The following is an 11590-nucleotide window of genomic DNA, read 5'->3' as shown; positions in this document are numbered from 1 at the left end:
GCCGGAGCCTCGTGCGGGTCGCCCTGTCGGAGCCCGCGTTCGCCAGGTGTTACCGCTACCCCAGGGGCCAACGCGGCCATTTGCCGCCTGGACAAAGGATGCCGGTACCGTCCCAAGCCTTGCAAAGGTAGCACCTCAGTCCTGAGCCGGCAACATGGCATTCACCTGGCAACACCCATCAAATCAAAAGGATAGCGCCGCGTTTCCAACGGTTTGGACGCCGTCGTAAAAAATTTATGAAGGGTGTTGCAAGGCGCCGTCGCACCCGGCAAAGTGCCGCCCGCGTGGGCCTGTAGCTCAACGGTTAGAGCCGGCCGCTCATAACGGTCTGGTTGCAGGTTCGAATCCTGCCGGGCCCACCACGTTTCCGCTTTCGGGTTTATGGAGGTGTGCCGCCTCGCGCGGACGCATCCTCATCCCCGCGTTCGCGCGGCGCCGGCGCTCCGCGCTCGGGCCGGTGCCCTCGAAACGCCACCAATCCGTGTCATGGCAAGGCGCCGCCGATGGGGGCGGCGCCCAGGCCAGCCGTGCGCCCACGTTTTCGGGCGTGGCGGACAAAGTCCTGGTTTCTCAGGATAATCTTTTACCTTATCGTTTTCCGGCGGCGGCGCCCGCGACGGCGCCCCGCAATCAGCAGGGGGATGGGATGGTGGTTGAGCGTAGGGACGGTCTGGCCAGCGGGATGGGCCGGCGCAACCTGCTGGCGGGGGCGGGCGCCGCCCTGGTGCTGGCCGGCTGCGCCGTGAATGTGGAGGCTGACCGGCGCGGGACGAAGGCGGAGGCGGCGCGCTCGCCCCTGACGCTGACGCCCATCCGGGCCACGCCCGACCGCATCACCCGCATCACCGTCTGCACGCGTCCCTTTCGCGCGCAAGGCCCCCGGCTGGAGGTGGAGCGCATCGGCCAGAAGCTGGTGGTCCACCATTATGGCCACGGCGGCAGCGGCTGGTCCCTGTCCTGGGGGACGGGCCTGGTCGCCACGGAGAAGGCCATGGCCCTGGGCGAGCGCGACATCGCCGTCATCGGTTGTGGCGCCATCGGCCTGACCACGGCGCTGCAGCTGCAACGCGCCGGCGCCAAGGTCACCATCTATGCCAAGGACCTGCCGCCCGACACCCGGTCCAGCTTCGCCACCGGCGTCTGGTCACCGGATTCGCGCATCTGCCTGGAACAATACGCCACGCCGGAGTTCAAGGCGCTGTGGGCACGCATGTGCCTGACCTCGTTCCAGGCCTATCAGAGCCTGCTGGGCCTGCCCGGCACCCCCATCGAGTGGGTGGACAACTACAATGTCTCGGACCAGGCCAACCGGGAGCGGCACGAGGCGGTGACCGACGGCCGGCCCCCCTTCGCCGACAGCTTGCAGCATGAGCTGCTGCCCGACCTGACGCCGCATTCCGTCGAGGTGCCGGCCGGGCTGCATCCCTTCGGCGCGCGCTTTGTCCGCCGCAACACCAACATGGTGTTCAACATCTCCAGCTACGCCCGCCTGCTGCTGGATGAGTTCCACGCCAATGGCGGCCGCATCGAGGTGCGGGAGTTCCACACCCCGGCGGATTTCGCCGGCGTGGCCCAGAAGGTGCTGGTGAACTGCACCGGCTATGGCGCCCGCGCCCTGATGAGTGACAGCTCCATCATCCCGGTGCGAGGCCAGCTGGCGCGCATGATCCCGCAGGAGGACGTGCACTACGGCCTGTTCCACAACGGCGTGTCCTTCGTGCCCCGGCGCGACGGCTTCGTCTTCCAGGCGGTGGGGGCGGACGACTACTACGGCTACAACGACGACACCATCGAGCCCGACCGCCCGCTGGCGGAACAGTCGGTGCGCATCATCGCCAGCCTGTTCCCGCCGCCGGCGTTCGGCTAGAGCGGATTGCCCAAAGGCGGAATCATCTTTGGGCGTGAAGCTGCTCGCGGACAAACTCAGCGAGAGCCGGCTGCGTCTGCTTTCACGCTGCCGGCTCTAGCAGCCCATCCCCTCCGCCACCCCGGCCACCTGCTGGCGCAGCCAGACGTGGCCGGGGTCGGCCTGGTGGCGGGGGTGCCAGGCGGCCAGGAAGTCATAACTGCGCCGGTTGGGCAGGGGCAGGTCGAACAGGTCGAGCTTCTCGGCATAGCGGCGGGCCAGACGGCTGGGCAGGACGCAGAGATAGTCCGTGGCCAGCAGGATGGGCACGGCCAGCATGAACTGATGGATGGACAGGGCCACCCGCCGCTGCCGGCCCAGCCGTTCCAGATCCTCATCCACGAAGCCGACAAAGCCGCCGCCGGTGGTTGAGACCAGGATGTGTTCCTGGGCGCAATAACCGTCCAGGTCCAGGGGCCCGGCGCCGCGCGGATGGCCCTTGCGCTGGGCCACCAGGTAACGCTCGCCGGTGAGACGGCGCACCATCATGCCGGCCTGCACCGTGCCCTGCGAGCCGATCAGCAGGTCGACCTCACCCCGCTGCATCTGGCCCAGGATGCGTTCCGGGTTGGGGGTGCGGAAGGAGAGGCGGATGCCCGAGCCCGCCACGGTGCGCAGGCGTTCCATCAAGCCCAGGCCCACCGCCACCGTGCTGTTGTCGCTGGCGGCGACGGCGAAATCGCGTGTGGCGGTCATGGGGTCGAAGGCCGGCGGCCGGCGAACCACCGTTTCCAATTCCTGCAAGGCGGCGCGCAGCGGGGCCTGCAGTTCCAGGGCGCGTTGGGTCGCCACCATGCCCCGGCCGGTTTCCGAGGGCACGAACAAGGGGTCGTGGAACAGGTCGCGCAGGCGGGCCAGCTGCGCCGACAGGGCCGGCTGGCTGATGCCCAGGCGCGCGGCCGCCCGGGTGACGTTGGCCTGGTCCAGCAGCGCGTCCAGCGAGACCAGCAGGTTCAGGTCCACACCCCTGAGATCGATCATAGTTATGGGTCCAATATTGATGATCGATTTCAGTTATATCTCGGGCGGGATTATCTCACCAGGGCAACGCCGCAGCTCAAGGAGGCCTGCCCCATGTCCCACCCTGCCCATCTGGATTCCGCCCCCTGGCCCGCCTGGCCCCTGCGCCTGCTGGCGCTGGCCTACTTCACCATGGGCACCGGCACCCTGGCGGTGGTCGGGGCGTTGCCCCCTATCGCCGCCTCGCTGTCTTTGCCACCCAGTGCGGTGGCGCTGATGGTGTCCGCCTTCGCCGCCACCTTCGCAGTCGCCGCCCCGGTGGTGCAGATGGTGGCGGGGCACCTGCCGCGCCGCACCTTGTTGCTGGCCGGCTTGGGCATCCTGGGCGCCAGCACCCTGCTGTCGGCCGGGGTGGGCAGCTATCCCCTGCTGTTGAGCTTGCGCATCCTCTCGGGCGTGGGGGCCGCCTGCGTCGGGCCGGTGGTGTCGGCCCTGGGCAGCACCCTGGTGCCGCCCCAGCGGCAGGGCCGGGCCCTGGCCATCGTCTTCAGCGGCATGACCATGGCGTCGGTCGTCGGCCTGCCGCTGTCCGCCTGGCTGGGGGAACAGATCGGCTGGCGCCCCATGTTCGTCGGGCTGGGCGTGTGGACCTGGGGCGTGGCGCTGGCCATCGCGCTGGGCGTCAAGGACCGGGGGCGGGGTCATGCCCTGGGCCTGGGGCAGCTGGCGGCCGTCCTGCGGCGCCCGGGGGTGGCGGGGGGCGTCGCCCTCATGGTCTGCCAGATGGCCGGCCTGTTCACCACCATCACCCTGATCAACCCGCTACTGCGCGATCGCTTCGGCGCCGACACGGCGCAGACGTCGCTGGCCCTCATGGTGCTGGGGCTGTCGGGCCTGGCCGGCAATTATCTCGCCCGCTGGCTGGCCGACCTGTGGTCCGCCGACCGGCTGGTGGCCGTCAGCCTGGGTGGCCTGACCATCATGTTCCTGACCATGGCCGGCGCTCCGGCGCGGCTGTGGGCGGCCCTGGCACTGCTGGTGCTGTGGGCGCTGGCCAACGACCTGTTCATGCCCTCGCAGCAGCGGCGCATGGTGGAACTGGCGCCGGAGGTGCGCGGCCTGGTGCTGGCCCTGAATTCGTCGGCCCTCTATGTCGGCATGGCCGCCGGCTCCTTCACCGCCGGCGCGGTAGAGCCCCTGGCCGGCGTGGGCACCCTGCCGCTGGTCTCGGCCGGTTTCATGGCCGCGGGCCTGGGGCTGCTGGCCGCCACCCGGCGGCGGGCCGCCGTGGCAAGCGCCACCAGGACTGTCCAACCTCCGGCCGCCTGCCCTGCGGCGCGATGACCCGGCGGTTGCAATTCCGTCGTTTTTTCAGAGGCGCGGGATTGATTTATGGCGCCGGCTCCGCACTTTCTAGCGGCAGCCGGCCGCAATGGACCTGATCGGGGGGGACCTGATCGGGGGCCCATCCTTGGCCAAAGGCTGACATCCAGGGAGGGAAGGGAACAATGTCTCGCGTCTCCGTCATCGCGCTGGCCCTCGGGCTGGCCGTGTCCAGCCTGGCGCTCACCGCCAGCGCCGCCACCGTGCCATCGCCCGCGATCACCGCCGCCGTCGCCGACAGCAACCGGCCCCAGGCCGACAAGGACCGCGACGCCGACCGCAAGCCGGCCGAGATGCTGGCCTTCGCCGGCGTGAAGGCGGGCGACAAGGTGGTGGATTTCATGCCGGGCGCCGGCTACTTCACCCGCCTGTTCGCCAAGGCGGTCGGCCCCAAGGGCAGGGTCTATTCCCTGCTGCCCAATGAGATCGCCACCCGCTCGCAAAAGGCGGTGGACGGGCAGAAGGCGCTGGCCGGGGACAAGGCCTATGGCAACATCGTGCCGCTGGTCGAGCCCGTGAACGCGCTGACCTTCCCTGAGAAGGTGGACGTGGTCTGGACCTCGCAGAATTACCACGACGTCCACGCCTTCATGGGCGCGGAGGCGGCGGCGGCCGTGAACAAGGCCATCTTCAACGCGCTGAAGCCCGGCGGCGTCTACATCGTGCTGGACCATGCGGCTGAGGCCGGCTCCGGCGTGCGCGACACCAACACCCTTCATCGTATCGATCCCGAAACGGTGAAAAAGGAAGTGGAGGCCGCAGGCTTCGTGCTGGAGGGCCAGGACGACGCCCTGCACAACACGGCGGACAACCACACGCTCAAGGTCTTCGACCCCGCGCTGCGCGGCCACACCGACCAGTTCGTCTTCAAGTTCCGCAAGCCGAAGTAAAAAGAGTTCTCATGACCAGGGCTGCGCCAGGGCCGTTTTGGCCATTGCGCAGCCCTTTGTTTTTGCGGACCCTTTAGCCATCAAGACCAAGAAGGGGGACGGGGCATGGCGAAGGGGATCGCGGCGTTGCTTGCGGGCCTGGTGATGGCCGGGGCGGGTTTGGCGCTGGCCGGCACGGCCGATGCCCCCTACCGGGTGCTGGACGGCTATGCCCGCCACGGCCATCAGGAACGGCTGAACACCCCGGCCGATGAGGTCGACTGGCTGCGCAAGAACCGCTTCGTGCATGGCGAGCTGGACGATTTCCCGGCCGACGCCATCGTGCTGCACCGGGTGGATGTGGAGAGCTACCTGGACCAGGCGGGCTTCCAGGGCAGCTACACCCATTTGTCCTACGGCTTCACCGACCCCACCGACCTGTGGGTGGTGCGCAAGGCCGGCACGGCCCCCTTCGTCGTGGCGCGTGGCCTGCCCGGGGCCGGCGGCATCACCACCCAGGTGGCGGAGTTGCAGGCCCTGGGGGCGCGCCGGGTCATCCATGTCGGCACGGCGGGCCTGCTGTCGCCGGACGTGCCCTATGGCCAGATCATCGTATCGGATGGCTCCTACCGTGATGGCGGCGCCTTCCTGCTGGCGCCCGACGCCAAGCAGCAGGTGGCGCGGCCGGATCAGGAGTTCACCGCCCGGGTGCGCGCCGCCGCCGCCCGCTCCGGCCTGCCCAGCGCCCGGGGCATCGGCTACACCATGCCCATCTACTATTTCCAGCCAGGCAGCATCCTGCGCGACCTGCTGGCCATCAAGGGTTCGGACAAGCCCACCTTCGTGGAGATGGAGGAGGGGCCGTTCTTCACCCTGGCCACCCTGACGGGCCTGAAGGCGGCCAGCGTGGTCGTGGGGTCCGACCGTCTGGTCAACGACGGCGGGCGCCTGCACCAGTCGCTGTGGGACGGCGACCTGGACGCCCTGGAACTGGCGGCGTTCAAGGTGGCGGTGGATGCGGTGCAGCGGCCTTGAACGGGAACCGGACCCCTGTGACCGGCCTCACCTCGAAAAACCGCGCGGGCGTGCTTAGGTAACCCTTGGCAGTTCCGTCGCGGTTCGAAGAAAGGCCGGTCCCCCCGTGTCGCTTCCCATTCCCTTGTCCGTTCTGGACCTTTCCCCCATCGTCGAGGGCGGCACCGCAGCCCAGGCCCTGCGCAACACGCTGGATCTCGCCCGTCATGCCGAGGCCCTGGGCTACCGCCGCTTCTGGGTGGCGGAGCATCACAACATGACGGGCATCGCCAGCGCCGCCACCGCGGTGGTCATCGGCTACATCGCCGGCGGCACCAAGAGCATCCGCGTGGGCGCCGGCGGCATCATGCTGCCCAACCATGCCCCGCTGGTGATTGCGGAGCAGTTCGGCACACTGGAATCCCTCTACCCCGGCCGCATCGACCTGGGCCTGGGCCGTGCGCCGGGCAGCGACCAGCGCACCGCCTGGGCGCTGCGGCGCGACCGCTCGGACAATGGCGACAACTTCCCCCGCGATGTGCAGGAACTGCAGGCCTATTTCCGCCCGGCCCAGCCGGGGCAGGCGGTGCGGGCCGTGCCCGGCGCCGGTTTGGACGTGCCGATCTGGATCCTGGGCTCCAGCACCTTTGGCGCCCGGTTGGCGGCGGAGCTGGGGTTGCCCTACGCCTTCGCCTCCCACTTCGCGCCCGACCAACTGCTGGAGGCGCTGCACGTCTACCGCCAGTACTACAAGCCCACCGCCGCCAATCCCAAGCCCCACGCCATGGTGGGCGTCAACGTTTTCGCCGCCGACACGGATAAGGAGGCGGAGGTGCTGTTCACCTCCCTGCAGGATCGGTTCGTGGCTTTGGCCCGCGGCAACCCCGGCCCCTTGCGCCCGCCGCAGCCGGGTGTGGAGTGGAGCCCGGAGGAGCGCGCCTGGGCCGACCGGGCGCTGCGCTACTCCGTCGTGGGTGGGCCGGAGACGGTGCGCCATGGCCTGGGCGCCATCCTGCAGCAGACCGGCGCCGATGAGATCATGGTGACCGCCGCCATCCATGACCATACTGCCCGGCGGCGGTCGTTCGAGATCACGGCCCAGGTTGCCGGGCTGGCGCCGCGCGCCGGTTGAGTTGATTATGTGCTTTAACCCCATCGACCTATAAGAGAAATCTAGTTTTAAATGTCGGCTGGAAGCGGTCCTGTTACATTGTTGGTAGCAGTTGTAATGGGGGGTCAGAATGAGAACATACTATAAACTTGCTATCGCCATTTGCTGTCTCATCAGTTCTGATTGTTGCGCTTCTCAAGCAGTAGGAACTGTTAGTGCTTTCTGGGTGACTCAAAACGGTACCGCCCTTTTCAATATCAGTGGTTCGCGAACCTCGGTTCCTGGCTGCCAGTCATCGGATGTTCCTTATCGTTTCGCGTTTGACGCCACATCGCCGGCTGGCCAGGCTAAATTATCTGCGCTCCTGACTGTTTTCTCATCCAAGATCAAGATCGTGGTGGTCGGAACGGGCGCCTGTTCGAATTGGGGGGATACGGAAACCGTAGATATCATTACGACGGACGGCACCTAACTGTTGCTTCCCGGGGGCAAGGGGTCCCGGTTGTTGAGGATAAGTGGAAAAGGCCGCCCGGCGAGGGGCGGCCTTTTTGTCTTACTTGCCCATGGACTTGTCGCGAGCGGCCTTGAACTCCGCCTTGTCGTACCACTTCGGCCAGTCGGTGCCGAAGGCCAGCGGGCGGCTGAGGTCATAGATCATGTTGACCTCCATGGCGCCGCCGCTGAGGTCCAGGTCCGGCGACCATTTGTCGGAGGGCTGGTGGTAGTGGAGGCGGGTGAACTCGTCCTCCTTGGTCTTGCCCCACTCGGCGCCGTTGGCCACGCTGTCGATGCCGCTGTGGGCGTAGATCACGGGGATGCCGATCTTGGCCAGGTTGAAGTGGTCGGAGCGGTAGTAGTACCCGCGCTCGGGAAAGGGCTCCTGGTTCAGCGCCATCATGTGGGCGTCGGTCCAGGCCTTCAGCCTGTCCTCCAGGTCGGACTTGCGCCCGCCCACCAGCACGATGTCGCGGGTCAGGCCCACGCTGCTCAGCATGTCCATGTTGAAGCCCGCGACCGTCTTGTTGGGCGCGAACAGGGGATGCTGGGCATAGTACTCGGAGCCCAGCAGGCCCTGCTCTTCCGCCGTGTAGGCGATGAACAGCAGGGTGCGGTCGGGCTTGGGGCCCTTGGTATAGCGCTTGGCGAGCTCGATCAGGCCGGCGACGCCGGACGCGTTGTCCATGGCGCCGTGATAGATGGTGTCGCCGTTGATGGCCGGACCGATGCCCAGGTGATCCCAGTGCGCGCCCACCAGGACCATCTCGTCCGGGTGCTTGGCGCCCGGGATGGTGCCGATGACGTTGTGGGAGATGACGTCGCGCTCCGTCGGCGTGATGCCGACCGACATCTTCAGGGGCAGGGGCACGGCCTTGAAGCCTCGGCGGGCGGCGCTGTCCTTCAGGGTGTTGAAGTCCAGCCCGGCGGCCTGGAAAACGGCCTTGGCCTGGTCCAGCTGCATCCAGCCTTCCACGGCGGAGCGGGTCTTCAGCCCGCCGTCGGCCGGCATCAGGCTCAGCTTGGGGATGCTGCCGCCGTTGGCGACGACGCCCCAGGGATAGCCGGCGGCGCGCGTCTCATGGACGATGATGGCGGCGGTGGCGCCGTGGCGGGCCGCCTCCTCGAACTTGTAGACCCAGCGGCCGTACCAGGTCATGGCGCCGCCGCCGAACAGGGCGGGGTCGCCGGTGGCATAGCCGGGGTCGTTGACCAGGATGACCACCGTCTTGCCGCGCACATCGACGCCGGCATAGTCGTCCCAGCCGAATTCCGGCGCCGTGATGCCGTAGCCCACGAACACCATGTCGTTGTCCTTGACCTGGACATGGGGGGTGCGCTGGCGGGTCCAGACGATCATGTCGCTGAAATACTCCAGCGACAGCGGCGCGGCCTTGGGGCCGGTGATGACCATGGGGCCGTCGGCCTTGCTGACAATCTCCGTCAGGGGGACGTTCTGCAGATAGCTGCCGTCCACGGCGGGCTTCAGGCCGATCTTCTTGAACTGGTCCTGGATGTAGGCGATGGCCTTGTCCTCGCCCGCCGTGCCGGGCTTGCGCCCCTGGAATTCATCGGATGCCAGGATGCGGATGTGCTCGGACAGGGCCTGGGCCGTCACCGGGGCCACGTCCTTGGTGACCGTGTCGGCCGCCAGCGCCGGCGCGGCCATGGCCGCCGCCAAAACGCCCGTCAGGGCCAGCGCCGCCGCGCCTTTCAGCAGGCCCGCGCGTCTGTTGTGGGTTCGCATGGGTGTTTGCGTTCCTTGTCGTTGCTCGGGGCGCGTCCATTGACGCCCCTCAAATCGCTCCTGTCCCCTGTCTGGGATTCCCCTGCCTGGGATCGGGGGCGTGGGGGTTGCGGCCCGGCGGTCGCAACCCGACTGAAAAAAGGCCGCCGTACCCTCTGCCGGGGCGCCGGCGGCCCTCACGCTCATTTGCCTTGGGACTTGTCCCGGGCGGCCTTGAACTCGGCCTTGTCGTACCATTTGGGCCACGCGTCGCTGGACGCCAGGTCGCGGCTGATGTCGTACCACATGTTGACCTGGGCGGCGCCGCCGCGCAGGTCCATGGCCGGCGACCATTCGTCGGACGGCTGGTGGTAGTGGAGGCGGGTGTACTCCTCCTCCTTCGCCTTGCCCCACTCCGCGCCGTGCTCCACGCTGTCGATGCCCATGCCGGCGTCGATGACGGGGATGCCGACCTTGGCCAGGTTGAAGTGGTCGGAGCGGTAGTAATAGCCGCGCTCGGGGAAGGGCTCCGGATTCACGACCATGCCGTGGGCATCGGTCCAGGCCTTCAGCCGTTCCTCCAGATCGGACTTTTTGCCGCCGACCAGGACCACGTCATGCACGGGACCCAGCACGCCCAGGCCATCCATGTTGAAGCCGGCCACTGTCTTGCCCGCCGGGTACAACGGGTGCTGGGCATAGTATTCCGAGCCCAGCAGGCCTTGTTCCTCGGCCGTGTAGGCGATGAACATCAGGGTGCGGTCCGGCCTGGGGCTGTGGGTGTAGCGCTTGGCCATCTCGATCAGGCCGGCGACGCCCGTGGCGTTGTCCAGCGCACCGTTATAGATGGTGTCGCCGTTGACCGCCGGCCCCACACCCAGGTGGTCCCAGTGCGCACCGACCAGCACCACCTCGTCCGGCCGCTTGGCGCCGGGGACGATGCCGACCACGTTGTGCGAGACGACGTCGCGCACCACGGGGGTGATGCCCACCGACATCCTGGCGTTCATCGGCACGGCCTTGAAGCCGTGCCGGGCGGCGCTGTCCTTGAGGGTGGAATAGTCCAGGCCAGCCGCCGCGAACAGCTCCTTGGCCACGTCCAGCTGCACCCAGCCTTCCACGGCCGACCGGCTCTGCAGCCCGCCGTCGGCGGGCATCAGGGTCAGCTTGGGCACGCTGTTGCTGTTGGCGACCACGCCCCAGGGGTAACCGGCGGCGCGGGTTTCGTGGACGATGATGGCTGCGGCCGCACCATGGCGGGCCGCTTCCTCATACTTGTAGGGCCAGCGGCCATACCAGGTCATGGCGCCGCCGCCGAACAGGGCGGGGTCGCCGGTGGCGAAGCCGGGGTCGTTCACCAGGATGACGACCGTCTTGCCCTTCACGTCCACGCCGGCATAGTCGTCCCAGCCGAACTCCGGCGCCGTGATGCCGTAGCCGACGAAGACCAGGTCGCTGTCCTTCACCTCGGCATGGGTGGTGCGCTGCCGGTTCCAGACGATCATCTGGCTGAAGTATTCGTACGACAGGCTCTTGGCCTGGCCGTCCTTGCCCGTGGCCGTGAACACCATGGGGCCGTCGGCCTTGCTGGTGACCTCGGTCATGGGCACGTCCTGAAGGTAGCCCTTCGCACCGGCTGCGGGCTTCAGTCCGATCTTTTTGAACTGGTCCTGGATGTAGGCGATGGTCTTCTCCTCGCCCACGGTTCCCGGTTTGCGGCCCTGGAAATCGTCGGAGGCGAGGATTTTGACGTGGGCCGACAAGGCCTCGGGCGTCACCGGGGCGGCGTCCTTGGCCTGCCCCATTGCCGTGGCCCCGACATCGAGCGCGAGGGCCGCGGCGAAGAGCGCCGTGGCCCCTGTGCGTAGTCTGGCTCCCATAAGTGCAAATCCCCATTGTCTTGGTCGTGTCGCCGGCGGTTACCCCGCGATAGCGCCGCTTGGGGCGAGAGCATACGGGGGTACCGGCCGGGAATCCAAGACCCTGGGCGGGCCTGCTGACGAAAGTTGGATATTGGATATAGCGGGACAATCACCCAGTCGCCACGCCCGTACGGAAAAGGCCGGCCATCCCTGGCCGGCCCCGTCGCTTCGATAAGGACTGGTGGGACAGGGGAAAGGGCGGGG

The 11590-nt window shown here is 67.9% G+C and carries 8 protein-coding genes and 1 tRNA gene; 6 read left to right on the top strand and 3 right to left on the bottom strand.

Annotation, left to right across the window (positions count from 1 at the left end; translation table 11 throughout):
- Positions 1–286 precede the first annotated feature (286 nt).
- Both UAA55_RS25550 and UAA55_RS25545 read left to right on the top strand, forming a co-directional pair.
- A tRNA-Ile gene (locus UAA55_RS25550) sits at positions 287–362 on the top strand.
- Between the two features lie 284 nt (positions 363–646).
- Positions 647–1867 carry an FAD-dependent oxidoreductase gene (locus tag UAA55_RS25545; protein ID WP_322956309.1) on the top strand — a complete coding sequence of 407 codons (1221 nt, stop codon included), beginning with the start codon at positions 647–649 and terminating at the stop codon, positions 1865–1867.
- Positions 1868–1963: 96 nt separating this feature from the next.
- On the opposite strand, the gene UAA55_RS25540 is transcribed toward UAA55_RS25545, so the two are convergent.
- Positions 1964–2887 carry a LysR family transcriptional regulator gene (locus UAA55_RS25540; RefSeq protein WP_322956307.1) on the bottom strand — a complete coding sequence of 308 codons (924 nt, stop codon included), beginning with the start codon at positions 2885–2887 and terminating at the stop codon, positions 1964–1966.
- Positions 2888–2980: 93 nt separating this feature from the next.
- Here UAA55_RS25540 and UAA55_RS25535 point away from each other — a divergent pair, with 93 nt between their 5' ends.
- The 4 genes from UAA55_RS25535 (at position 2981) to UAA55_RS25520 (ending at position 7264) form a co-directional block, all read left to right on the top strand.
- Positions 2981–4210: an MFS transporter gene (locus UAA55_RS25535; RefSeq protein WP_322956305.1), complete on the top strand. Its 1230-nt coding sequence runs from the start codon at positions 2981–2983 to the stop codon at positions 4208–4210.
- 164 nt (positions 4211–4374) lie between these two features.
- Positions 4375–5139, top strand: coding sequence for a class I SAM-dependent methyltransferase (locus UAA55_RS25530; RefSeq protein WP_322956303.1), 765 nt, complete (start codon positions 4375–4377; stop codon positions 5137–5139).
- Between the two features lie 105 nt (positions 5140–5244).
- Positions 5245–6153, top strand: coding sequence for a phosphorylase family protein (locus UAA55_RS25525; protein ID WP_322956302.1), 909 nt, complete (start codon positions 5245–5247; stop codon positions 6151–6153).
- Positions 6154–6259: 106 nt separating this feature from the next.
- Positions 6260–7264, top strand: a complete 1005-nt coding sequence (locus tag UAA55_RS25520) for an LLM class flavin-dependent oxidoreductase (protein ID WP_322956301.1) — start codon at positions 6260–6262, stop codon at positions 7262–7264.
- Positions 7265–7796: 532 nt separating this feature from the next.
- Here the strand turns inward: UAA55_RS25520 and UAA55_RS25515 are convergent.
- Together UAA55_RS25515 and UAA55_RS25510 are read right to left on the bottom strand one after the other, a co-directional pair.
- The gene (locus tag UAA55_RS25515; protein WP_322956300.1) at positions 7797–9485 is read right to left on the bottom strand and encodes a M28 family metallopeptidase; all 1689 of its coding nucleotides are present in this window, start codon (positions 9483–9485) and stop codon (positions 7797–7799) included.
- Between the two features lie 182 nt (positions 9486–9667).
- The gene (locus UAA55_RS25510) at positions 9668–11344 is read right to left on the bottom strand and encodes a M28 family peptidase (protein ID WP_322956298.1); all 1677 of its coding nucleotides are present in this window, start codon (positions 11342–11344) and stop codon (positions 9668–9670) included.
- Positions 11345–11590: the final 246 nt, after the last annotated feature.

It is taken from the genome of Nitrospirillum guanabarense (assembly GCF_034653355.1).
Lineage (GTDB): Bacteria > Pseudomonadota > Alphaproteobacteria > Azospirillales > Azospirillaceae > Nitrospirillum.
The sequence above is the reverse complement of the archived record's forward strand: the minus strand, read 5'-3'. Positions and strand labels throughout refer to the sequence as shown.